Source organism: Porphyromonas sp. C0026D3 (assembly GCF_056590775.1).
The window spans coordinates 105840-130519 of record NZ_JBWPWU010000003.1 but is presented as its reverse complement, the minus strand read 5'-3'; the positions used below and the strand labels follow the sequence as shown (position 1 = coordinate 130519).

At 53.3% G+C, this 24680-nt stretch carries 15 protein-coding genes; 2 read left to right on the top strand and 13 right to left on the bottom strand.

Annotated elements, in window-relative coordinates:
* Positions 1-93 precede the first annotated feature (93 nt).
* Positions 94-594 (bottom strand): HU family DNA-binding protein, encoded by a 501-nt coding sequence (locus AC1EK1_RS03385; protein ID WP_480305719.1) that lies wholly within the window; start codon positions 592-594, stop codon positions 94-96.
* A 203-nt stretch (positions 595-797) separates the two neighbouring features.
* On the opposite strand from AC1EK1_RS03385, the gene AC1EK1_RS03380 reads away from it, so the two are divergent.
* Complete coding sequence (locus tag AC1EK1_RS03380; RefSeq protein ID WP_480305905.1) at positions 798-1040, top strand: leucine-rich repeat protein; 243 nt, start codon at positions 798-800, stop codon at positions 1038-1040.
* A 397-nt stretch (positions 1041-1437) separates the two neighbouring features.
* Here the strand turns inward: AC1EK1_RS03380 and kbl are convergent, their stop codons facing one another.
* The 11 genes from kbl to AC1EK1_RS03325 form a co-directional block, all read right to left on the bottom strand.
* Positions 1438-2637, bottom strand: coding sequence for a glycine C-acetyltransferase (gene kbl / locus AC1EK1_RS03375; RefSeq protein ID WP_480305718.1), 1200 nt, complete (start codon positions 2635-2637; stop codon positions 1438-1440).
* A gap of 723 nt (positions 2638-3360) precedes the next feature.
* Positions 3361-4713: a DUF4302 domain-containing protein gene (locus AC1EK1_RS03370; protein ID WP_480305717.1), complete on the bottom strand. Its 1353-nt coding sequence runs from the start codon at positions 4711-4713 to the stop codon at positions 3361-3363.
* A 25-nt stretch (positions 4714-4738) separates the two neighbouring features.
* Entirely contained in the window at positions 4739-6421 is a 1683-nt protein-coding gene (locus AC1EK1_RS03365; protein WP_480305716.1) for a substrate import-associated zinc metallohydrolase lipoprotein, read from the bottom strand.
* Between the two features lie 19 nt (positions 6422-6440).
* The gene (locus AC1EK1_RS03360) at positions 6441-8015 is read right to left on the bottom strand and encodes a RagB/SusD family nutrient uptake outer membrane protein (RefSeq protein WP_480305715.1); all 1575 of its coding nucleotides are present in this window, start codon (positions 8013-8015) and stop codon (positions 6441-6443) included.
* Between the two features lie 24 nt (positions 8016-8039).
* Entirely contained in the window at positions 8040-11393 is a 3354-nt protein-coding gene (locus AC1EK1_RS03355) for a SusC/RagA family TonB-linked outer membrane protein (protein WP_480305714.1), read from the bottom strand.
* A gap of 273 nt (positions 11394-11666) precedes the next feature.
* A complete protein-coding gene (locus tag AC1EK1_RS03350; RefSeq protein ID WP_480305713.1) occupies positions 11667-11891 on the bottom strand; it encodes a hypothetical protein in 225 nt (74 codons plus the stop codon).
* A 171-nt stretch (positions 11892-12062) separates the two neighbouring features.
* A complete protein-coding gene (locus AC1EK1_RS03345) occupies positions 12063-12524 on the bottom strand; it encodes an N-acetylmuramoyl-L-alanine amidase (protein ID WP_480305904.1) in 462 nt (153 codons plus the stop codon).
* 561 nt (positions 12525-13085) lie between these two features.
* On the bottom strand, positions 13086-13538 hold the full coding sequence (locus AC1EK1_RS03340; RefSeq protein WP_480305712.1) for a hypothetical protein: 453 nt from the start codon (positions 13536-13538) through the stop codon (positions 13086-13088).
* Between the two features lie 83 nt (positions 13539-13621).
* Positions 13622-14872 carry a DUF1302 family protein gene (locus AC1EK1_RS03335; RefSeq protein ID WP_480305902.1) on the bottom strand — a complete coding sequence of 417 codons (1251 nt, stop codon included), beginning with the start codon at positions 14870-14872 and terminating at the stop codon, positions 13622-13624.
* A complete protein-coding gene (locus tag AC1EK1_RS03330) occupies positions 14872-15660 on the bottom strand; it encodes an outer membrane lipoprotein-sorting protein (RefSeq protein WP_480305711.1) in 789 nt (262 codons plus the stop codon). Before AC1EK1_RS03330 ends, AC1EK1_RS03335 begins: the two co-directional genes overlap by 1 nt.
* Positions 15661-15672: 12 nt before the next feature.
* Positions 15673-18006 (bottom strand): efflux RND transporter permease subunit, encoded by a 2334-nt coding sequence (locus AC1EK1_RS03325; RefSeq protein WP_480305710.1) that lies wholly within the window; start codon positions 18004-18006, stop codon positions 15673-15675.
* A 517-nt stretch (positions 18007-18523) separates the two neighbouring features.
* Here AC1EK1_RS03325 and AC1EK1_RS03320 point away from each other — a divergent pair.
* A complete protein-coding gene (locus AC1EK1_RS03320; protein WP_480305709.1) occupies positions 18524-20218 on the top strand; it encodes a DUF262 domain-containing protein in 1695 nt (564 codons plus the stop codon).
* Positions 20219-20356: 138 nt separating this feature from the next.
* On the opposite strand, the gene rpoC is transcribed toward AC1EK1_RS03320, so the two are convergent.
* A complete protein-coding gene (rpoC, locus tag AC1EK1_RS03315; protein WP_480305707.1) occupies positions 20357-24676 on the bottom strand; it encodes a DNA-directed RNA polymerase subunit beta' in 4320 nt (1439 codons plus the stop codon).
* Between the last annotated feature and the right edge of the window lie 4 nt (positions 24677-24680).

Genomic DNA, 24680 nt, shown 5'->3' with positions numbered 1-24680 from the left:
TCGACCACTCCGAGACGATCTCCGCCCATACTTATCCTCTCAGCTTACCTGAGCTCTGCTCACACCATTGCCCTAAATATGCCGGAGCACACATTAGAGGTTGCCACCATGGGGTGTACCACCCTCTGTGCCGGCATTGGACGGTGTCTCAGCGTCCGGAGCCTTCTGACCTTTCTTACCCGTCGAGGGCGTCTGTTGGTTGAGCAGGCTGTCGACATTGAGGACAGAGGTCTCCGCCAAGCGTGCCTTCATCTCCGCACTCGGTGTATAGCGGATCAGCACCCGCTTCACCAGGTCATTGGTAAAGTCGGCCTTGCTTGGCGCAGACTTGCTCTTTAGTCGGAACGAAAAGCTACCCAGGTCACCCAGATCAACCCCAAAGCCCTTGGTCATAAAGCTCATACTCGACACCGACAGGACATCCAGCACCGCACGCACATCGGCTCTGTGGACTGTACAGCGGTCAGCTATATCCTCCGCCAGTTCTCGGATGGAGATACGCCCCAGCATCGTGGGTACCGCACAAGCTATGCGAGGCCTTTTAGCATTTTGCAGGGTGTTTTTGCGTTCGTATACACGGTATCTTAGTGCCATAGTTTTTTGAAATTTTAGTTGGTTGGTTAAACAAGATTGGTTCGTCCGAAGTTGCGCATCTTCTATACTATAGCTTCCCAAAACGTTATACAACATGCTCGATCCCTTATCCCAAGTGGGCTCTTCCACACTGCACCACCGATCTCGGATGGGGAAAAACAATTGACACACATGGTACCGGTTCTTGATGAGCAGGGAGAGCGATCGAAAACGATGCATTCGCATACTGCGAAAGTCCTATAGCTCTAAGACTGTCGGAGGGGTTGGAAACAGTTGGAGGACGTGCATTCTCCTGTTGCCATCACCTCGCCTCCATCACACTGCCCGAAGGGCCGGAAGTGATAGAAGTGGGGGTCTTCTGTGAGTGTAACAATCTAGAGAATGTTGCACGAAGTGCCATTCTCGCACATTTGCTAAAATGTGCTGAGACTTTGCACGAAGGATGAGATGCAAGGCGCTGAGGATGAGGGCGAAGGGAGCGTACTCACGTACGTGACCTAGCCCGAATTCCGAAAGCAACGCAGCATATCGCCTTCGTGCAACAGTCTCATCTAGATAACTCAACCCGCAAAGAGCTGAGCAGACGCTTTGGAGACGAAGTTTCCGAGTGGCCGGTAGCCGTTTTTCTCCACAGCCAACCTTCCTTTTTCAAGTTGTTGAGAGCCACAGGTAGGTCTTGAGGGCAAGGCTTCTTTTCTACGCTAAAAACACTACGAACAAGAGTCTGAAAAAGGGGGGAAGAGGGGGGAGAAAAAACAAAAAATAAGGGCGAGGTGTCGGACCTCGACACACCCGCCCTCTATTGGCGACAGATACAAGTCGCCTTTTTTGCTCTCGGGGTCTTTACTTGATTACCCCTAGTTCCTTACCGATCTTCTCAAAGGCCTCCACACACCTGTCGATGTGTGCATGCTCGTGCGCGGCTGAGAGTTGCACACGGATACGGGCCTCGCCACGAGGTACCACGGGGAAGCAGAAGCCGGTCACGTAGATCCCCTCCTCCTGCATGCGTGCTGCAAAACGCTGGCTCAGAGGCGCATCGTACAGCATCACGGCACAGATCGCACTCTGGGTCGGCTTGATGTCAAAGCCTAGCGACTCCATCTTTTGGCGGAAGTACTGCACGTTGTCCATCAACTTGGTGTGCAGAGTGTCCGAGGCCTTGAGCATCTCAAAGACCTTGAGCCCGGCACCGGCCACTGAGGGTGGCAATGAGTTGGAAAACAGGTAGGGGCGAGACCTCTGGCGCAGGATATCTATGATCTCCTTGCGTCCGGTCGTGAAGCCACCCACAGCACCACCAAAGGCTTTGCCCAGAGTGCCGGTGAAGATATCGATGCGCCCATATAGGTCATAGAGCTCGGCCACACCATGGCCGGTCTTGCCGACCACACCGGCTGAGTGGCACTCGTCCACCATCACCAGAGCATCGTACTTCTCGGCTAGGTCGCAGATACGATCCATAGGTGCGACGTTGCCATCCATCGAGAAGACTCCGTCCGTCACAATGATCCGGAACCTCTGCGCCTGTGCACGCTTGAGCTGCTCCTCCAGGTCTGCCATATCACCATTGGCATAGCGGTACCTCTGCGCCTTGCAGAGCCGCACACCATCTATGATCGAGGCATGGTTGAGTGCATCCGAGATGATCGCATCCTCCTCGCCCAAGAGGGAGCCAAACAATCCGCCATTGGCATCAAAGCAAGCGGCATACAGGATCGTATCCTCGGTCCTAAAGTAGTCCGAGATAGCTGCCTCCAGCTCCTTGTGGATATCCTGTGTACCACAGATGAAGCGGACCGACGCCAAGCCGTTGCCCCTCCGATCCATCGCTGCTTTGGCCGCCTCGATCACCTCGGGATTATCGGCCAAGCCAAGGTAGTTGTTGGCACAAAAGTTGAGCACCGGCTTATCCGCCTGGCCATCTTGGATCGTGATGGCCGCTGATTGCTTGCTGGTGATGATTCGCTCGTTTTTGTAGAGACCGGCCTCCTTGGTGGCCTGCAACTCCCGGGCAAGAAAGTCCTTTACTTTTCCGTACATAGTTGTTTGGTGGTTATAGTTAGATAATGTATCAGTCTCCCTCTGGCACCCTACCCCCATATCCGCTCAAAAGTACCACATTCGGATGAAATTCAAAAAAAAGAGACCTCCGAAAAAGTGGCTACCGAAAAAACCATAGTTTCAACGCAGGTGATCACTTCTAAAGTGTCCTTTTTTCGGCCGATCCTGAGGGGGTGTCTTTTTTCTGCCCGTCTGAGCGATCGCTTCTATCCGTGAAAAGTTTTGCTACTATCCGTGAAAAAGATTGCTTCTATCCGTGAAACCCGAGGTCCTCCATAAGTGTTTAATTATCAAGACCTCCAAAGGGGGCTTTTGGGGCCTCAAAATTCGCCTGTTTTTCACCTTTGGAGAATGTTGCACGAAGTGCCATTCTCGCACATTTGCTAAAATGTGCTGAGACTTTGCACGAAAGATGAGATGCAAGGCGATGAGGATGAGGGCGAAGGGAGCGTACTCACGTACGTGACCTAGCCCGAATTCCGAAAGCAACGCAGCATATCGCCTTCGTGCAACAGTCTCCTTTTAGAGGGCCGTTGTGGTAGGAATGTTCCTTTGTCACGGGATTCGCCACTTCTTGTATAGGTGAGGATAGGGTACCAAGCGGAAACGAGTGGCAAGGGCGGATTTCGTTCATTAAAAAAAAGCGTGAGGCCCACGGAGTGTGGGTCCCACGCTTTGCAATATGTCCCGGAGTGGCTCTCCTTAGCTCTTGACAGTGTACCAGTAGCGAGCATCCTTGGCGCTCACGATGCGGAGATAGCTGCTGTCTCCATTTTCGGAGATGTCCTCGATGTAGACAGTGTTGTTGGGGTCGAAGTAGGTGGTGAAGTAGACGGCAAACTCATGGAGGCCGGTGCCCTCTTGCTCGATCAGACTTTTCGTCTCTGGGTTGGCCCATACGCCATCGTAGGTCCAGGTGTTGCCCTCGATCAGTCGGGGATTGACCTCAAAGACCCTTCGGGTTCTGTCGGAGTTCCAAAAGCCGAGCGGACGCCACGCATCGGTGTTATTGAAGAAACCGACGTAGACCTCGGAGAGGCTACCGTTGACCTTTGCGCGGTACTTGTCGATGATGTCTCGCACAAATAGGGTGGAGTGGTTGCCGTTGATAGAGGAGAAGTAGTGAGTCCGGAGCAGATACTCACCGTGTCTATTGGGGACGAGGGGTTTGTTGCTCATGAGGTTGAACTTCACCTCCGGTGCCTCCTTGGCCACAAAGTCGCCCTCACTGTTTCGTACAAACTCTCCATAGTTTTTGCCCTCGATAGAGATGGCCGGAGTGACCTCAAACCCTGTTGCGGTGGGCTTTAGCTCATGCCGGCTCTCGATGGGCTCACCTGTGGCGGAGAGTTGCTTGACGATGGCGACGTTGCGGTAGAAGGTGGCAGAGAGCAGTGCACTGCTGCTTGGTTCTACGGCAAAGTCTGCCCTGGGGCTGCCGTTGACGTCTATGCTCTTGTAGAGTGTGGAGACTTCGGGAAAGAGGCTTTGGTTGAGCGCCCGGAGATTGAGCACGTCGGCATTGGCATCCGGTGCGTGCTTGAGGGGCTTGAGGATGGTGGTGTCTCTGCGGTTTTTCATCCCGCGCAGTACCACTTGCTCGGGGGTGGCACTGAGGACCTCAAACTCAAAGTCGCCCTGGTAGCCTTTTCCCTTTAGGCCCTCATCGTAGATGTTGGGGAGGACAACGGGGTCGGCAAGCCGGTGCAGTAGGCCGTAGGTGTCGAATGATAGTACGGCACCACGACTGAGGTTGAAGGTGTAGGAGCTGACTGTGGGGCTGGGATCAAAGTCGCTGTAGGTGGTCACCTGCTTGTTGTCACCAAACTTGAACTGTAGCTTGAATGTATCTCCGGACCCGGTGGTGTAGTCGGTCTCCCAGCCGTTGGGTGCCGCACGGAGTATACGGTCGGTCTCATCGATCCGATCCAGTGTACCCTCTCCGTAGGATTTGTCGAAGAGTAGGTCCTCGGTGCGCTGGCAGGAGGTGGTCCCTACCAAGAGGAGCAGGCCGAGTGAAAGAGCTGTGAGAGCTTGTTTTTTATATCGTGTCATGGTCTTTGTTTTCTGACAAAAGAGATTACTTTTCGGTGGCTATCTCTGCGTTTTGACCCTTGCCGTTTTGGGGCAGTTTTGGGCTGTCGCTATCATTTGTGCAGCAACGAAACTCAGTGTCGAGTCCCTGCTCTATGATCCTGGCATCCATACCGGAGACGATGGGCTCTGCCGTGGGAGAGGGGTTGCGCACGGCGGCGAGGTTGGCTAGGACGATGTCACGTAGCTTGTCCATGTCGATGCTCCATTTTTCCTTGAGGTATGCGGCGATGAAGGTCTGCTTTTGGCGGATCTTGTCACGTGCCTTGGCGGCAGCCTCTATCTTGGCGGCCTTGGCTTGGTGCTCAGCTTTTTCATTGAGCGCGGAGCCTAGGACCTTGGTCTCCTTGGCCGCCGGTACAGACTGCTCTACGTAGAGGTCGTCCAGTGACTTGCCGGCCTTTTCCTCGATCAGCGTCTTTTGCTCGGGTGTGAGCTTCTTGTTTTTCAGAGCTTGGCCGATATCTCCGAGTATCGAGGGAGCGATCTCACCTCTGATGACCGCTTTGTTGAGGATCTTGAGGATCACATTGGAGTGTGCGCTCCAGACCTCGTCGTAGGTGACCACGAGCTTGGGAGAGCGGGCAAGGATGTCGTTGTAGTGGTCGTCGAGAGACTTGCCGGTGAGCCGTATGATCAGGTTCCACTGGTCTTCGGTAACCTTATTTTGGTCTAATGCCGTCATGATCTGCTCACGGATCTCTGCTGTGATCTCGCCGGAGTCAATGTGCTTTTGGAGGAGGTCCCAGATGTTGTCGAGGTGACGGTCCCAGATCTCGCCCTGTGTGATCACCTTTTTGTCCAAGTCACGGAGTGCTTCTTGTCGCTCATCGGGTGAGAGTCCGGCCTTTTGGACGCTCTCCATGGTGTCATCGTACTTGACGGAGCCATCGATGCTTCGGAGAAAGTCTTCCCAGCCCTCGGGGGTGAGCATCAGGTAGTAGGCGATGGTCTCGACGAAGTCTTCGTCGCGGTTTTTGCGGGCATAGTCGCTCACAAAGCCTTGCTCTCTGGCCTGAGCCATGCGGAGTGAGTAGTTGTCGGTGGGGTTGGACCACTGAGCGGTGTAGCCTTCTTTGGTGATCTTTTCGAACTCGATGTCGTAGAGCTTGGTCTGGTGCATGATGTGACTAAACTCGTGGAAGATCGTGTGCAGAAAACGCTCCATCTGGCTGGCATCTCGCCAGTAGTTGATACCGGAGAGGACGATCCGACGTCCTCCCTCAGCGACCCCGAGGCGTATCGTGCCATTGCCGGTGTACTCCCACTCGCCCAAGAGTAGGATCTGCTTGGGGACGTAGGTGCGTATGAAGTCACGAGAGTCGCGATAGGTGGGGTTACCCTTGTAGATGTCTATGTAGGACTTGATGAAGACGTCGTTGAGCGTCGCAAGGAAGGGCTGTACGTTTTCTTCACTGGGCGGGATGACATTGTAGCCCATATTGGTCTCAATGTCGGCATACCGCCAGAGTACCTGTATATTGTAGGGATTGCGAAGGTTTTCCTCAATCCACTTGTCGGTGTCGGTCGTGGGTGTGGCAAGGCTCTTTTTGTATCGTGAGAAGTCGAGATCGCGCACGGTATCTTGCTTGCTGCACCCGATGGCGAGAAGAGCGACAAGTGCCACAGAGAGGGTGGCTAGTCGTCTGGTGATGATATTGGTATACATAGTTGTGTTCGGATCAGGGTTAGTCAATAGGCTTGGAGGCCTCATATCCGGGGTTGGGCTCTAGATTGTAGCCGAGTACGGAGGAGGGCAACTGATAGGCGTACCTGGGGTCTCCGGGCTCTAGTCGGTGGTCGGAGGTGCGCTTGTCGTTGTCGTGCAAGAGCTTGTGGTCTACAGGTAGGTTGTAGTGGCGGATATCCAGCCACCTGAGTCCCTCGTGCACAAAGGCGAACCGCTTTAGGTCCGTGATGGCCTTGACATAGTACGTCTGCTCCTCGGAGAGTGGGTAGTAGGGCTTGAACTCCCGATTGTCCTGTGCGTAGTAGTCTTTGATCTTGTCGGAGGTCACTTTGTAGAGATAGGAGTCGGGACTGTAGCCCAAGAACCATCGTGCGACAAAGAGTTGGAGCAGGTCGTTGGCTTTGGCGAAGTCATTCTTCATGGCATACGCCTCGGCTAGGTTGAAGAGGACCTCCTCTCCGGTGAAGATCACCACGCCGGTGTACTCGTAGTAGTTGGACCGCTGAGCATTGGTGTACTTGAGGTAGCCGGCGTGCTTGGCAAAGTTGAGGTACAGTCCGCCATCGCCATTACCGTAGATTCGGGTACCGACGTTGACGCCATTACCCAGGAAAGAGCTGGTGGGATTGATCGTGCGCCAAGTGGCTTCGTCCACTGAGTAGCGGCTGTCTCCACACTGCCAGTTCCAGCGTGACAGGCAGGAGGCAACCATGAGGTTGCACTCCTCTTCCGGGAGTGACCAAGCGGCCTTGGATCCGGCCCAGGTCATATTGGCAAACTTCCGGTACTCACGTATCCTGGATCCAGGAGTACTGCCGAGGGCTTCGGTCCCCATCTCGATGACCTTGTCCCAGTTGGCCAGTTTTCGGTACAGACGTGTGCCATAGGCGGCCGCCGATACCTTGTTGAAGCGGAACTTGGGGTTTTTGTAGTTGGATCCGATGAGCTTGTAGCCCTCCTCAAAGTCTGCCACGATGTGGTCAAATAGCTCTTTGAGGTTGCCACGCTCGTATTGCTTGATCAGCTCATCCTCCGGCTTGGTCGGATAGGGTAAGCCGAGGAACTGCGCTGCCGTCGCCGGGTCGTATGGTCTGCAAAAGGTCTCAGCCAGCATGAAGCCATTGTAGGAGCGGACCAGCAGAGCCTCACCACGGATCTCGTCGGCACGCTGTTTGTCCTGTGCTGTGAGGTCTTTCAGTTCGTCCAAGCTCTCAAGTGCTTGATTGGCGGCCGAGGTCGCCCAGTAGAGAGCTCGCCAGTAGCCTACGGGGCTATCCTGGTAGGTATTGTTGATCTGCTCTTGGAAGGCATATATTTCGCGCTGATACTGAGTTTGTGTCCAGGCACGCATGCCTTTGTCCACAGCGTTGTCGGAGCGGATCTCATACAGTGGCTGATAAGTATTGTCCGGATAGGCGCCCACCATCAGGTCGGCTATAGCGTCTAGGTTGTTGAGCTGTGCACGATCGTCGGGTGCGTAGTCCAAAAACTTATTGCATCCGGTAGCCATCAGCAGGAGCAAGACCGCCCCGCATGACGCTACAGTTGTATATAGTCTGTTATGTCGTGTCATAATGTGTTATTCCGGGTCTTGTGTTTAGAATCCTAGTCTGAGGGTCAGCGTGTACTGGTGTGGTGTGGGCAGTGCCACTCCACCGGAGTTGGCAAACTCGGGGTCTACACCGTTAAGTTTTTTGTCGGTATAGATGAGCCAGACATTGGAGGCCACAAAGCGCAGTTGGGCATTCTTCAGTCCGTTGACGTGCTTTTGGAGCCACTGGGTGTTGATGTTGTAGCTCAGGGTGACATCCTTTAGCCTAAAGAAGTCTCCCTTTGCCAGTCGGACATCGCTGTAGTTGTATGCGCTGTAGGCCTGCGATATATTTCCCTCGGACAGTGCTCTGTAGAGGCGGTAGTCCAGGATCGCCGGGATATTGGTCTTCTTTTCGTCTCCATTGCCACGGTATCTGTTGAGCATCTCTCGGGGCATAGCGTATTGGTCGCTGTAGCTGGAGAAGAACTCATACGGCAGGCGGATCACGTTGCCGGCTTGGTAGGTGAAGTAGAGGCTGAGGGCAAGGTCCTTGTACTCAAATGTCTGCTCCATACCTCCGGTGATGGATGGGTCGACGGTTCCCTCGTACTTCAGGAAGTCCAGTCCCTTGTTTTGCTGAAAGTCCACACCCGAGTAGGTGGGGTTGTTGCGCTCCTTGTTGAGGTAAAAGGTGGGTGCGCCAAACTCATTGAGTCCTGCAAAGGGGATGGAGAATATCGATCGTACCGGATAGCCCTCCAGTGGTGAGCCGTACTCCTGTACGAGGTCGATGAGTCGAGCGTTGTTTTGGAGGTTGGTCACCTTGTTTTGGTTGTAGGAGAAGGTGTAGTTGCTTCGCCACCTAAAGTCTTTGGTCATGATGTTTTGGGTGTTGAGCGAAAACTCAAATCCATGGCTCGCCATATTGGCGTAGTTGCCGGTCTTGAATTGCTGTCCGCCTATCCCAGAGGTAATCACATCCCCGATCAGGTCAAATCCTCTTCGCCAGTAGACATCACCGCTAAAGCTGATTCGGTTTCGCCACAGGCCAAAGTCCAGCCCGATATTGGTCTCGTACTGCTTTTCCCAGGTCAGTCCTTTATTGGCGAGAGAGGAGGTATAGATATAGGACTCGTCGTACTTGGAGAGTCCTCTGTAGGTCCTACCGTTGTAAAAGATGGGGAGGGAGTTGCGGGCCGGTCCCATGGAGGCGGTCAGTCCGTAGGTACCACGGAGGAGCATGTGGGATATGGTGCTTTGGTCACGCAGGAGGGTCTCCAGTATATTCCAGGAGGCGGACATATTCCAAGTTGGGAGCCAGCGTGCCGACCGTGCTCTACCGAGGAGGTTGGAGCCATCGTATCGTCCCGTCATGTTGAGGGTGTAGTGCCCCATATAGGAGTACGATGCTGTGGCAAAAAAGGCCACGAAGCGGTCGTACGAGTTGCCCATGCCGTAGTAGTTGTTGTTATTCTCGATCAGTTGCTTGAGGATCCGGTAGTCGGTGAAGACGCTGTTGCCTTTGTCGAATTGCATCCCAAATCCATCGTTCCACCTCTCCATGCGGTCTGCACTCTTGATCTCGTTTCCGAGCAGTAGGTTGACAATGTGTGCGTCGTTGTAGGTGTCGTTGAAGTTGGCACTTGTCCTAAAGTAGTAGGAGTGCATGAGGTTGTCCGTGGTGTTGTAAAATCCACCATGAGGCAGCACGACCTCCGGATAGGAGTCGACGTTTTCCGGGTCTCTGTAGAGGTATTGGTTGTTGAGTGTGACCACTGCGTCCTGTGCCGCACGATAGGCCATGGCGCGGTTGGAGTGTTCGGTGATTCGCTCCTCGGTTGTGGTCTTCACGAATCTTGCAGACCCCAGCACGCTCAGCTCCAGCTGTCGGATGGGCTTCCAGTCCAGTTGCATCTGGAACTTGCTGTCGAGTTGGTTGATGAGGATATTGTTTTCCTTCAGCTCGTTGAGGATCGAGAAGGGTGCGTAGTTTCGTTGGTAAAAGAACGGCTCACCTCGAGAGTCCTTGGCACGCATGGTGCGTGTGGTGTTGAGTGCGTAGCTAAAGGGGTTGATATCAAATCCTCTCGATACCGTACCGTTCACCGGGTCAGTGGCACGGTTTTGGGTACCGGGGGCTCTCTGCTGGCGATAGCTCTGGTTGGAGGAGAGCTTGAGCGAGAGGTTGTCAAAAAACTTGTGGTTCAGGTTAAAGTTGCCTGTATACCGCTGTACCCTGTCGGCCACAGTCCACCCCGGGTCGTAGAGGAAGGAGAGTGAGCCATAGAAGTTGGTCGTCTTGTTACCTCCCGAGATACTGATTGCGTGGTTTTGCTGTATGGATGGGCGGAAGAGCAGACCAAACCAATCGGTGTTGCGCTTGCCTGCCGCCTCCAAAAAGTCCATCCTGGCATCCAGTGTGTTGGGCATCCCAAAAGTCTGCTTCTCCGGGTCCCATTGGTTGATGAGCTTGGACATGACATAAAACTCTCCCGCATTGCTGGTCCGGCTGGTGTAGGAGTAGTTGAGCCACCCTTTTTGGTACATCTCCATAAATATATCCATCTGCTCGGCGGAGTTGAGGACATTGTAGTCGCTGTACCTGGGTCGCTCCCTCAGGGTAAACTCTCCCGAGTAGCTCACCGTGGTGCGTCCGGCCGCTCCGCTCTTGGTGGTGATCACCACGACACCGTTCATGGCCCGTGCACCGTAGAGTGCGGTGGCCGAGGCGTCCTTGAGGATCTGGAAGGACTCTATATCATTGGCATTTAGTCCTGCAACTGCACTGGCGAGCAGGGTATTGGCATTACCACTGGCGAGGTCATCGGCGCTGACGTCCACCACATCCTCCAGCACCACTCCGTCGACCACCCACAGGGGCTTGGAGTTGCCATAGATGGATGAGGCTCCACGTACTCGGATCTTGGGTGCTGCCCCAAAGGTCCCAGAGACGTTTTGCACCTGCACGCCCGCCACCTTACCCTGGAGCATTCGGCTCACATCCGTCGCTCCATCCACTTTGGCCTTGTCGGCGTCCACAGCGGTGGCGGCTCCGGTGAAGAGCCGGCGATCGATCTTTTGGTACCCGGTCTCGACGACCACGCCCTCCAGCATCGTAGCCTCCTCCTTGAGGCGGATCACCAGGCCGCTCTTGGCTCCTTTTACGGTGTATTCGTAGGGCGTGAATCCTACGTAGTTAAACACCAGGGTCTTCCCCACCTGCACCTCAATGGAAAAAGCTCCATCCATGTCGGCATAGGCACCCTTACTCTCTCCTTTGACTTGGACGGGGGCCATCGCGATAGGCTCTCCCGTGCTGTCCTCTAGGATCTTTCCTTTGATTGTCACTTTCTGGCCTAGTGCCACACCTGCTGTGCAGACCATAGTCAGTAGCAACTTTACAAGCAGTTGTTTCATGCGCTAATTTGGTTTTTCATAAATACCGGTCCACCTCTCGGTTCATTTCTTTGAGTCAACCAAGGGTGAGCCCTTTTCTTTTTTCAGTTGGTTTGCTTCGGTGTTTAGTATTCCACTTTTGCAGTCTTTGGACAAGTTACGCATTTTTCCCAATATTCCCAAAAACCGCCTCTCTTAATCTAAAAAACGCTTACACAGCTTCCCCATTCCCCCCTAGTGGTCAAAAAAGGAGGAGGTACCACCCTCGTGCCGTGGTACCTCCTCTTACCCGCATCAGGCGGGGTGTATACTCCGGAGTTGCTCCTCACTGAGGAGGGGCCCCAGAGCCAGCCGGAGTAGTTGGTCGTGCAGTCGATCCTCGGGGGTTCGACCGTCAAAGACCTTGTTCCGCTCACTCTGAGTCAGAAATTCGCGCCGGAGGCGTCCGTAGTGTTTCTCGATGATCATGTAGTTTTTCTGCACGGTGGATATACTCCTCCTTGATGTAACCTTCGTCATTGTATAGTTCTCCTAAAAATTGCGTAACCGCCAGTCGTACAAACGCACTCGATGAGACGCCCAGGACACGCTTGACCTCTCGGAGTCGGTGGTGCAGGGCAGGCTCTACGCGTGCAAAAATTATCTTACTTTTCACCATACTGCATCAGTGGGTTGCCTCTCTTGCGAGACTTAGTTGAGCAGCTTGGCATCAAAGCAGGGACAGCTCTTGGTCCACTCCTCCGGTGTGACCTTGCCATCGCCATTCCGGTCGGGACTGAGGTCTCTATGCCCTACGATGGTCAGGTCGGGATAGAGCTCGCGCAGGCGACCCAGTAGTTGGCTCATCATCTGCCGCTGAGCCGGAGTGCGGGTATCGGCCGGCAGACCGTTGCGATCCAGGCCACCCTCGTAGCAGATCCCCACACTACCGATATTGTGACCACGTGCATGGGCGCCCACTATACTCAGAGGGCGCAACCCATACAGGTCTCCCTCACGGGTAATGTAGTAGTGGTAGCCGGCGTGCGTATAGCCTCGGCTCAGGTGGTCACGGATCAGCTGCATGGGCGTGTACCGCACTCGGATCGGTGAGGCACTGCAGTGGATCACCGCCAAGCTGATCGGACGTGCCACAGCAGTGATCTCCAGCATGTGCGTGATCAGCTCCGGAGTCGGAAGCGTGGGGGTACGTTTTTGCCATGATGGCATACTCGAATAAGTTATCTTCATAATCAATAATTAGAATAAAGTGTTGAGGACAATAATCGGTAGTGCAAAGATAATAACTATATACGCAAACTACCAAACTTTTACGGTAAAATAATCCACAACAGGAGTAAATCGCTTAGACAAAAGGACTTACAAAAGCCTCAACGAGGATTGTCGGCAGATCGGACTTACGAGATCGCTTATAAATAGGGAATGACGCAAAGATTGAGATGACGCTAAACAGATCGGCCAAGTCCCGACCCACTTTTTCCGACAAAAAAAAGCCCCTGAAAAAGGGGCCAAAAGTGCTATTTTGGGGATCAAAAAAGCCCCTTTTGGGGGCTTTGATAATCAAGTACTTACAAGCAGCCTTGAGTTTCACGGACAGAAGCGATCGATTTCACGGATAGAAGCAAAACTTTTCACGGCTAGAAGCAATCGCTTAGACGGAGAGAAGGGGAAAAATAGGTCGGCACCGACCCACCCTCCACACTAGGTCACCTTTTAGTCTACATCACGTATGCGTCGCCATTGCCGCACCATGGTGCCTCCTCGCTCCTTGATATAGAGTGTATCCCCATCCTCAGAGAAGCGGTACTCGTACTCACGGGTCCAATTGGATCGCTTGAAGCCGTCGCCCAGCTCCAGCTCGTACAGGATGTTTCCCTTGGTGTAAAAGTAGTACTTGAGGAAAAACCGCTCACCATTCTGGTACCTCTTGACCTCACCCTCACGGGTGTACTCAAAGACAATGAGTGGGTTGTCCGAGGGATCCTCATGCATCGCCACACTCACCCAGGAGCCAATAAGCCGACTGTCTCGCTTTTGTGCCAACACAAAATCACGCTCCGAGAGGTCAGGCTTGCACGAAGTGAGTAGGCAGAGTGTTGATAGGAGAGCAATCCAGATGGCCGGTGCGCCCTTGCGACACAGTCGCTCTGATAGGTAGTTCTTCATATCTTGTTTTGGTACTAAGTGATACATTTGCGTGGTAAATGTACACAAAATCCGTAATGGTGGGCATGAGGTGTGGAGCCGGGCTAAAAGCTGTACTTCAGTTTTATCCAAGCCTCATCATTGTGGCGGTATTGGGCGAAAAGGCCTTTGTTGCCCGAGAGGTAGTCGTAACCTGCGGAGAGAGCCACTTGATCGGTCAAAGAATAGGTGGCTGCAAAGCGATTGAAGAGGCCTCCATCAGCGAGATCCACGTAGGCAAAAGTGGAGAGCTTCAGGGTGTTCTGCAAAAGCTCCTTGGAGATCCTTGCTGTGGCAAGCCCGGCATGCCGATAGGCTGAGAGACCATCGCCGGGGTTGGGCGTAACCTTGTGGCTGTACTGTACGCTGATATTCCAGTCGTTGCCGGCATACCAGTCCACACCCACAAGCGTATTGAGCGTATTGCGACGCTCCCCCTTGTGTCCGACCCGCACACTCTGTGCCTCTCCGATATTGTAGGCCACTTCACCTCTGAGGACCAACTCCCCTATGGGCAAGGCGCAGTCGGCACCCAGCATGGTCATGCGGCGGTATTGGCCTATGGTGATGAGCGACAGTCCATCCTCCGCCAGTCCGATCTCGAAAGCCGGCATCTTATTCCACGTTCGCAACAAAGCGAGGGAAAAGTCCACCCCCTGCAGTGATGCTTTGATCCTACCCCCATACTCCATATTTTTGAGCGTCCGTGCCGGCCGGTTTTTCTCCGAGTCCGTCCAGCCGGGCAAATGTATGGCCCAGGGGTTATTGGGATCAGTGGGGAGTATGCAGAGCTCGGGGATGGGGGTACAGATCCCCTCAAGAGTGACACTCCCCAGGGTGTACTGTGCACGCAGGGCATTGACCGGCATCCGTATGTCGTCGTAGTCCCGAGCCAAAAACTCCGTGTAGTCAAAGGGCGACACACAGTCGGTGATGCGCAGTCCATCGGCCACTCCCCACACCACAATCTGCCGTCCGATACGCAGGTCGAGGTTTTCGGTCGTATAGGAGAGGTAGGCCTCACGCAGCTCCACCCCCGTTCGATCTCTGAGGAGTGCATTGTAGGTGGCATTCAGCGACAGAAAGAGTCCGGCATCACCTTTTTCGACCGTCACTTCACCTCGAGCTCTGGTTCGTGACGCCATCCACTCAGCCTTCCCTTCGGAGCAGACTGCATGATAGGAGTCCAAAAAGCCCTTTACCCGGACCTGCAGCTTTTCCTCCCCCTCCTCTGCTCCGGAGTCGGTCTGCGCCCATGCCTGTGGCAGTAGGGAGACAAGGAGGAGCAGGAGCACCCCTATTGATTTTTTGGTCATCATAGTCCTTTTTCCAACCTAGCGACGGTGAACATACTTGGAGTCAGCTTGAGGTCATACTCTTGGCCACTCATCTTTATCTCCGTTGCATGCCCTGTCTGGACGTTTTCCATATTCATCGCTTGGATGGTCCAATAGCCGTCGACCTGCTTGACTTGCGAGACAGAGAGCCGACGATGTAGCTTGTTGAGCTTGTCGTAGTACTCAGCCTTGACCGGCAACAGGCAGTCCTGCCTTATCCACGTGATACGCCGAGAGTAGAGCTCCTCCTTGTCTTTGGGTTTCGACTCCACGACCCAGCACTTGTGCTCCGCCACAGTCTCTTCTCTCAGGAGCGTATGCTCCTCCTCGTCCACATTGCGACTGCTCATATCGTTGTAGGTAAAGTCGCTTCCCATGAAGTAGTCCGTCCGGGAGGACTTGCCACTGATGCGGCGAGTTTTTTTCATAGCCGGCAAATAGAGCCACTTGTCGTCGTTTTTGGAGGGATCGTTGTAGGTCCAGGAGAGGAAGCCGGCCCCCTTGACATCTCCCGGGTAGGTAAAAAACATAATCGTCTTCGTATTTTGACCCTCATCCATACTCCACGACTCCAGTTTGCGCACACGCTTTCGTCCGCTTTTTTGTAGGAGTGTCATCTCCACCATCGCATAGCGAGTGTCGCCATCGGGGCGGTTTTTGGCTTTTTGCATCACCTCCCGTCCCGAGAGGTTTTGGGCTTGTGCCTGCGCCCAACAGGCGGCCAATAGGATAACGACCAACAGGGTGAAAAGTCTCGTTGTTTTCATATGCTACTTGGTTTATTTGTTGAATATACGGAGGTACCTAAAAAGGATGGGGGTCAAAAAGAGATCCGCCAACAGGGCAGAGATCATACCGGCCACTGCCAGGATACCCCAGTTTCGGACCTGAATGGCATCCGAGAAGGCAAAGCCCAAGAAAGTAAAGGAGATGATCACCGTGGACATAACGATCGCCAGCCCCTCTGTCCGAAAAGTCCTCCTGACAGACTCCGCATAGTCGCCACACCGATCATAGGCAACGTGGCCACAATTGATGAAGTGAATCGTATCATCCACAGCGATACCCAGCACCATAGGGATCAGCGAAGCGGTCATCATATCGAGCGGGTACCCCAGCCATCCCATCATACCTCCTACGATGATAGCAGGAGCTATATTGGGGATCATGCCAACGAGGGCGACTTTCCAGCTTCCAAAGATGAGTAGCAGGATCACCCCAATGACCAATACGGAGAGTAGCATCGACCACATCTGGCCACGCTCCACATATTGTTGCATCACGGTGAATTGTGGGATGTTTCCGACCACCGACACTTGTGCACCGGGGAAGAGGCGACGGGCCTCGTCCTGTAGGTTGTCCATCTCTCTCTCTACCTCACATGAGTTGTAGTTGTTGAGCTCGACCTGTAGGCGCAGACGCTTATACTCATAGTCCATCCAGTACTCCGACTCCGTACCGCCTGCATTTTCGTAGAGTAGGAGAGTCTGTGCCACCATGTCGGCACTGTCCGGGATGGCATAAAAACGCTCCTCATTGCCGTTGAGTGTGCAGTTCATATCCTTGATGATATCGGTGACACAGCTGTATCGCTTCGTCAGGTCATAGCCGGCCACGACCTTGGTCAGTTCGTCCAGCTTGCGGAGATTCTCCGGCTTCTTGGCATCGTCCTCATGAGGGAGTGTGATCATCAGGTCGTAGGAGTACATGGAGCCCAACTCTGTCTCACACAGCTCGAGGAACTTCCGAGCATAGGGGACCTTTCGACCTATGGTTTTTTCTACATCAAAGGCCGGCTCGATGAAGAAGAGCCCTACCCCACAGAAGAGCGTGAGGAGTGTGGAGTAGACAAATATCGAGCGGTGGTGCACCATCACAAAGTCTCCAAAGCGACTAAACGACTCTCCCATGACACCCTCAAAACTCCTCGGCATGTCGGGTGAGGGCCGGCGATCCTTCCCGAAGGAGAGAATGATCGGTGTAAGCACCAGGCAGGTAAGCAGTACCGAAAGCAGACAGAGGGAGGTATTGATCCCAATCGCTTTCATGGGGACTATCTTGATCGCAAGGAAGGTCATCATCGCGACAATCGTGGTCACACCGGACAGGAGCACACTCCACCCGGTCTCACCCACAGCCTCTAGGATAGACTCTCGACGTCGACCGGTCCGGACGAACTCGGTCTTGAAGTAGTTGTACAGGTGGATATTGTAGGCTATAGAGCAGGCAAAAGTCAGGATCACCGCTATCATGATCGAGACCATATCGACATAGCACCTCAGCCATCCCATGGTCCCCACCCCTATGGTCAGGCCAAACAGGGTGGTCAGCAACGGAGCTATGATACCGCGGATCGACCGAGTCACGATGAACATCACAATGATCGATAGGATGAAAGCAAAAAGAAACAGTCGCATGGTCTCGTTTTGGAAGTACAGGACCTTTTCGTAGCCCATATAGGGCATCCCCGCCACATTGGGTGACAGCTCGGCATACTTTGCTTTGCTGACTATATGAGCGGCCTCCCTGCCCGTAAGCATATCCGGGGCCTCCTCTCCTGTCGCTCTATCGCTCTCGCCGGGGAAAGGGCGCAACTTCACCATGATCCAGGTCATCGTCCCATCCCGAGACAGTAGTCGCTCCGCCAAATGTGGCTTGCTGTAGGCACGAGCTTTGATCGCTCGTAGTGCGGAGGGATCCGATGGGATCTCCTCGGGGACAATCTGCTCGATAGAGATCCCCTCCTCGGTCCCTTGCGTAAACTCAATGTCGGTGAGTGAGGTCACCCTTTCGGCATAGGACAGGCTATCCCGTAGCTCATCACTCAGCTCTCGGAGAAGGGTCAAGCCTCGGTGCGAAAAGAGGTCCGGGCTCTTCACCAACACTGCAACATAGTAGTCGTTGCCAAAGACAGCCTTGAACTCATCCGTCTTGAGCAACATCGGATCACCGCTGACAAAGTAGTCCTCAAAGGATGTTTTCATCACGATACGCTTTAGCCCCACAAGCGAGAGGGCAAGAAGCACGACAAAAACCCCTGCTACCCAAAGCCGATGACACAGTATCCACTCCGCCAGTCGTCTAAACTTACTGTTGATTTTTGTGAGTTTCATCTTTCACTATCACCCTTATTGCGACTCGGGGGAGTAAAAGCAACGATCCCTCCTATAGCGAACCAGGGCCCCATTTGTAAAAAAAAAAAAAAAAACGATCTTTGTTCAAAAGTAACGCAGAGGACAAGTCTAGACCATGCGCCTCCGCCAAGCCGATGACAACAAATCCGAGGATCCGGATTGCTTTCGTCTCGATAAAGTATTGATCTCTAACAACAAATGTAACAAACCACCTACCCGATCACAATACCTAATCCTACTGATTTTTTGTTTCACCTGCCATTCGGAATTACCCAACAAACATGGTTTTTCGATCGACTCTATGCCCCAATACGCAATTGCCGAAACGGATGGAAATAAAATATCCTCCCCCAAAAGTGGGCTGCCGTACCTGCAGTAGAGCGAGAGTTTTGACCCTCTGCCTATATATGGCAGACCATGGGGCATATCTTTATGGTGTGTAACTAGTAAATCACCATTTTAATACATCATTCAAACATTGTAAAATAATATCATTATGGAATCCTCAACCCACCTATCAAGACTACTATCTGTTGGCTCAATCAGCGTGCCTGACTATCAGCGAGCATACTCATGGGACACCGACCGATCGGACAAAAGCCCCAAGCAGGTCAATACCTTCTTGTCCGACCTGCGAAACTATGTGAGCAGTCACTCCTCGACACCGTACTATTTCGGTCACTTCCTTTTTGAGGAAAAGGGGAAAGACCGGTATGCTGTCATCGATGGACAACAGCGACTGACGACTGCAGTCATCTTTTTGTCTGCCCTCTACAAGCGACTAATGGAGGTCAAAAAGGTCAAAAACCTGAAAGAGCTAGACGATGACCTATTTATCCTCCATTGCAACACCATCAAACTAGGTACAAACTATCGCTTCTCGACCGTTGGCTACGACAATCAGATGTTCAGAGACTACGTGATCGACCAAGTCTCTGTCGATGCCGGTGAGAGTGACACGGCTTCGCAAAAAAGGATCGCGGCCGCATTTGACTACTTCACAGCGCAACTCTCCAATGCTGATGAAACCGAGCTCATAGTCCTCCTCAATGCCATCACAAACGCCTCCTGCACGACACATGTGGTAAAGGATGTCACAGAGGCGGTGCAGATGTTTATTTTCCAAAACAACCGTGGCAAAAAGCCCACTAACCTGGAGATCATCAAGGCGCAATTTATGTACCACATACACTTGTATGCGCCACAAGGTGAGACGGAGAGCATTCTGTCCGAAATAACAGGCAGATTTGAGAAAATCTACAGCCTGATCACACAGATAGAGGATTACGTCAATGAAGACAATATCCTGACCTACACCATCAAGGTATTCAGAGACAACTTGACTGATGTAAGCGCCACAGACTTCATAACCGAGCGTCTGGGTGCTCCCAACAGTATTGACTTCATCCGCGACTTTACCCGCAGTCTCTCATCCTGCTTTGCCAGTGTGGCCGGATTCCTACGGGAAGAAAAGGAAAACATGGACTATCACGCACTGCTGGTATCGGCAGATAAGGGCATCATGTTTCCGTTTGTCATCAAAGCCATGCACAACGGGATGAGCCAAGAGGATCTGAACCAACTGGCGAGATCGCTGGAGCAGATCTTTTTGAGGAATAGCATCGTCGGGACTCGCGCCAACCTGGTATGGCGCCTCAATGACTGCTACTGCAACATGAGGTCGGAGGCAAAGACGGTCGTAGAGCACATCAACTGGCTGAAGGAAGCAACCGGCTGGTGGGGCTACTGGAATAATGAGGAGATTGCTCGCTGCCTCGGTATGGGTATATATCATGAGACCGCAAAGATCCTTTTGTGGAAGTACGAAAACCACCTGATAGAGAGCGGGAAGCGTGGCTATAAGCCCATTAGATACGACAGTATCGACACCCCTCACCTAGAGCACATAGCACCACAGACCGAAAACACCGAAGCTGACAATGGATACTGCCCCTATGATGAGGACTTCGTCGCCAACTACCTGGAGTGCTTGGGCAACTACTTGCTACTCTCCGGCAGCCACAACATATCGCTGAGCAACGGCAAATTTCAGGTAAAGCGCGAGAGCTATACCCACTTGCAACAACAGCTGGAAGTCCAAGAAGAGACAAAGCATGACCTCCTCTGGGATAAGGAGAAGATCCGGAACCGCCAAAATAAGATCGTTGGCTACTTGAAAGAAGTTCTATAATAGAACCTGATGACAAAGTGGCTGGACGGTAGTCCGGGACGGGCACTTTGGACAAAACAAAAAGAGCGGGCGTGCCAAAAATTACTTGGCACGCCCGCTCTCTGCTGTGTTGGATGAGCTGTCTAGCTCTGTGGGTACTTAGTCCTCCGGCATTACGAATGGCTCATTGGTCGCGGCATCAGCCTCGGGGGCTGTGGCCGCCTTGACCTCCTCGAGTGCACGAAGTCTCTGCTCCTCTTTCTTGGAGATCACGACAATATCCTCGTACTCACGGAGACCGGTACCTGCGGGGATCAGGTGTCCGCAGATGACATTTTCCTTGAGGGCATCCAGGTTGTCGATCTTGCCCTCGATGGCGGCGTTGTTGAGTACCTTGGGGGTCTCCTGGAAGGATGCGGCGGACATGAAGCTCTGTGTCTGTAGTGCCGCACGTGTGATACCCTGAAGTACTTGGTTGGTCGTAGCCGGCATGGCGTCACGGACTTCCATGGGGGTGAGGTCCTTGCGACGGAGCTGACTATTTTCGTCGCGCAGGCGACGCATGGTGATCAGCTGTCCCTCGTAGTAGTTTTCGGAGTCACCTGGGTTGGTGATGACCTTTTTACCCCACAGGCGGTCGTTCTCCTCGTTGACCTCGATCTTGTCCACAAGCTGTTGCTCAAGGAAGATCGTATCACCCGGATCGACGATCTCCACCTTTCGCATCATCTGTCGTACAATGACCTCAAAGTGCTTGTCGTTGATCGCAACACCCTGCTTGCGGTAGACGTCTTGGACACCATTGACAATGTAGTTTTGGACAGCATTTGGTCCAAGGATTGCCAGAATGTCGGCCGGCGTGATGGCTCCATCGGAGAGTGGATCACCGGCTCGTACAAAGTCATTTTCCTGCACCAATAGCTGTCGGGAGAGCGGTATGAGGTACTTGCGCTCCTCGCCCATCTTGCTGGTGACGATCACCTCGCGATTACCGCGGCGGATACGTCCAAGTTGGATCTCTCCATCGATCTCGGATACGACGGCAGGGTTGGTTGGGTTGCGTGCCTCGAATAGCTCTGTCACACGTGGCAGACCACCGGTGATATCACCGGTCTTCATGATCACACGTGGGATCTTGGCGAGTACCTCACCGGCGCGTACCTTTTCGTTGTCTTTCTTGACAAGGTGTGCGTTGACCGGTAGGTTGATGGTCTTGAGCAGGTTGCCATCCTTGTCCACCACATTGAGTGCAGGGGATAGCTTTTTGTCCTTACTCTCGATGATGATCCGTTCCTCGTGTACGGAGGAGACGTTAGAGTCTGTCTGGACGAGGAAGGTGACGTTTTCGACGACATCCTCGTACTTGAGTGTACCGTCCACTTCGGCAAGAAGTACAGCGTTGAAGGGGTCTGACTCGTAGATGATGTCATCGGCACCAACCTTGGACCCTGGCTTGACGTACAGTGTCGCACCGTAGGGAATATTGGCATTGGTGAGAGTCATCTGTGTGTTTTCGTCCACGACACGCATCTCAGCCTGTCGGCCTATAACGACCATCGCAGTGGTGCCATCCTCTCGCTTGTAGTCAACTGTACGCAACTCGTCTATCTCCAAGATACCGTCGTACTTGGCCTTGAAGAAGCGCTCCACGGTGTCTGATGATGCAACACCTCCGGCGTGGAAGGTTCGCAGCGTCAGCTGTGTACCGGGCTCTCCAATGGACTGTGCGGCAACGACTCCCACGACCTCTCCGATCTCGACCGGACTGTTGTGAGCTAGGTTGCGACCATAGCACTTGGCACATACCCCACGCTTGCTCTCGCAGGAGAGGACGGAGCGGATCTCCACTTCGGTGATCGGTGACTCCTGAATAGCCTCGGCGGCTCTTTCACGAATCTCCTCACCAGCCTTGACGATCAGTTCGCCTGTAAGCGGGTGTATGATGTCGTGTACGGAGACACGGCCCAAAATACGCTCGTACAGTGAGGCAACCACGTTGTTGCCCTCCTTGATCTCTCGGCGGATAATTCCGCGGAGCGTCCCACAGTCCTCCTCGGTGATGATGACATCCTGTGAGACGTCTACAAGCCGACGGGTAAGGTACCCGGCATCGGCCGTCTTGAGCGCAGTATCCGAAAGTCCCTTGCGGGCACCGTGCGTGGAGATAAAGTACTCGAGCACGGAGAGGCCCTCCTTGAAGTTGGAGAGGATCGGGTTTTCCATGGTCTGTGCTCCTTCGCTACCTCTCTGTGGCTTGGCCATCAGACCACGTATACCGGATAGCTGCTGAATCTGGTTGGCAGATCCACGGGCTCCGGAATCCATCATCATGTAGATGGGGTTGAAGCCATCGTTGTCGCTCTTGAGCTGTGACATGAGGACAGCGGACAAGTTATTGTTCACATTCGTCCAAACGTCTATGATCTGGTTGTAACGCTCGTTGTTGGTGATATTTCCGTAGCTGAAGTCCTCCATGATGCTGTCGACCTCCTCAAAGCCCTCCTGGATCATCTCCTCCTTTTCCTCGGGGATGATGACGTCATCGAGGTTGAAGGATAGCCCGGCTTTGTAGGCCATGGTGAAGCCCATGTCCTTGATGTCGTCCAAGAACTTGGAGGTTTTGGCGATGCCACACTCCTTGATCACCTCACCAATGATGGTGCGGAGGACCTTTTTGCCTACCACGTCGTTGATGTAGGGGATACCCTTGGGGACCACAGAGTTGAACATCAGTCGTCCAACTGAGGTCTCGACTATATGCTCGTAGCTGTTGCCGTCCTTGTCAATATCCTGTATGCGAACCTTGATGCGGGCATGCATGGCTATGTGTCCTTCATTGAAGGCAATCATAGCCTCTGCCGGGCCATAGAACGTGTGTCCCTCTCCCTTTGCCTCCTTACGTAGCTTGGTGATGTAGTAGAGCCCAAGCACCATATCCTGTGAGGGTACGGTGATAGGGGTACCGTTGGCGGGGTTGAGGATATTGTGCGAAGCCAGCATAAGGAACTGTGCCTCAAGTATGGCTTCATTGCTAAGCGGGAGGTGCACAGCCATCTGGTCACCGTCGAAGTCGGCGTTGAATGCGGTACAAGCCAAGGGGTGGAGCTGTATAGCTTTTCCCTCGATCAGGCGAGGCTGGAAAGCCTGAATACCAAGACGGTGCAGCGTAGGCGCACGGTTGAGGAGGACGGGGTGTCCTTTGATCACATGCTCAAGGATATCCCATACCTCGGGGACACGCCTATCGACCAATCGCTTGGCACTCTTGACAGTCTTGACAAGCCCACGCTCAATCAACTTGCGGATAATAAAGGGCTTGTAGAGCTCGGCCGCCATCTCCTTGGGCAGCCCGCACTCATGCATCTTTAGCTCCGGTCCTACGACAATAACAGAACGCGCTGAATAGTCCACACGCTTACCGAGGAGGTTTTGGCGGAATCGTCCTTGCTTACCTTTGAGTGAGTCGGTAAGTGACTTGAGCGGTCGGTTGCTGTCTCCCTTGACGGCTCCGGACTTGCCGGAATTGTCGAAAAGGCTATCCACTGACTCCTGTAGCATGCGCTTCTCGTTTCGGAGAATCACCTGCGGTGCGCGTGTCTCAATGAGGCGACGAAGGCGGTTGTTGCGGATAATGACGCGACGATAAAGCTCGTTGAGGTCAGAGGTCGCAAAACGACCGCCATCAAGAGGTACGAGAGGGCGCAGATCGGGTGGAATGACCGGCACTACCTTGAGCACCATCCACTCCGGGCGACTATAGCCGTTGCTCGCGCGGAAACTCTCGACGACTTGTAGACGCTTGAGGGCTTCTTTTTTGCGTTGCTGAGAGGTTTCCTTGGATGCTCTGGCACGCAACTCATATGAGAGTTTGTCGAGATCCACTCGCTCCAGTAGAGAGAGTATAGCCTCGGCTCCGGTATCGGACTCAAACTTGCCGGGATCACCATTAGGCAAATCTTGATTACCCTCGGGAAGTCCGTCAAGGATCTCCAGGTATTCTTCCTCAGAAATGAGGTCACCCGGCTCGAGATTTTCCATGGGGCCCGGATTGATGACCGCATAGCTCTCGTAATAAATAATCTTCTCTAGTTTTTTGGACGGAATACCAAGCAGGTAGGCAATCTTATTGGGGACAGACCTGAAAAACCAGATGTGTACCACGGGCACCTCTAGCTTGATGTGTCCCATACGCTCACGGCGCACTTTTTTCTCTGTCACCTCTACCTGACAACGGTCGCAGACTACACCGCGATACCGTATCCCCTTGTACTTTCCGCAGTGGCACTCATAATCCTTGACAGGGCCAAATATTCTCTCACAGAATAGGCCGTCTCGCTCGGGCTTGTAAGTCCGGTAGTTGATTGTCTCAGGCTTGAGGACTTCACCGGATGAGGTCTCCAGGATCTCCTCAGGAGAGGCAATCCCTATGCGGATGCTATTAAAGTTGGACTTTACCTTTTTATCTCTTTTGAAAGCCATAGGT

Bases quoted from the DNA above. Each gene is read 5' to 3' on its own strand.
- AC1EK1_RS03385 (WP_480305719.1), bottom strand. From the start codon at position 594: ATGGCACTAAGATACCGTGTATACGAACGCAAAAACACCCTGCAAAAT.
- kbl (WP_480305718.1), bottom strand. From the start codon at position 2,637: ATGTACGGAAAAGTAAAGGACTTTCTTGCCCGGGAGTTGCAGGCCACC.
- AC1EK1_RS03370 (WP_480305717.1), bottom strand. From the start codon at position 4,713: ATGACACGATATAAAAAACAAGCTCTCACAGCTCTTTCACTCGGCCTG.
- AC1EK1_RS03365 (WP_480305716.1), bottom strand. From the start codon at position 6,421: ATGTATACCAATATCATCACCAGACGACTAGCCACCCTCTCTGTGGCA.
- AC1EK1_RS03360 (WP_480305715.1), bottom strand. From the start codon at position 8,015: ATGACACGACATAACAGACTATATACAACTGTAGCGTCATGCGGGGCG.
- AC1EK1_RS03355 (WP_480305714.1), bottom strand. From the start codon at position 11,393: ATGAAACAACTGCTTGTAAAGTTGCTACTGACTATGGTCTGCACAGCA.
- AC1EK1_RS03350 (WP_480305713.1), bottom strand. From the start codon at position 11,891: ATGACGAAGGTTACATCAAGGAGGAGTATATCCACCGTGCAGAAAAAC.
- AC1EK1_RS03345 (WP_480305904.1), bottom strand. From the start codon at position 12,524: ATGCTGGAGATCACTGCTGTGGCACGTCCGATCAGCTTGGCGGTGATC.
- AC1EK1_RS03340 (WP_480305712.1), bottom strand. From the start codon at position 13,538: ATGAAGAACTACCTATCAGAGCGACTGTGTCGCAAGGGCGCACCGGCC.
- AC1EK1_RS03335 (WP_480305902.1), bottom strand. From the start codon at position 14,872: ATGACCAAAAAATCAATAGGGGTGCTCCTGCTCCTCCTTGTCTCCCTA.
- AC1EK1_RS03330 (WP_480305711.1), bottom strand. From the start codon at position 15,660: ATGAAAACAACGAGACTTTTCACCCTGTTGGTCGTTATCCTATTGGCC.
- AC1EK1_RS03325 (WP_480305710.1), bottom strand. From the start codon at position 18,006: ATGAAACTCACAAAAATCAACAGTAAGTTTAGACGACTGGCGGAGTGG.
- AC1EK1_RS03320 (WP_480305709.1), top strand. From the start codon at position 18,524: ATGGAATCCTCAACCCACCTATCAAGACTACTATCTGTTGGCTCAATC.
- rpoC (WP_480305707.1), bottom strand. From the start codon at position 24,676: ATGGCTTTCAAAAGAGATAAAAAGGTAAAGTCCAACTTTAATAGCATC.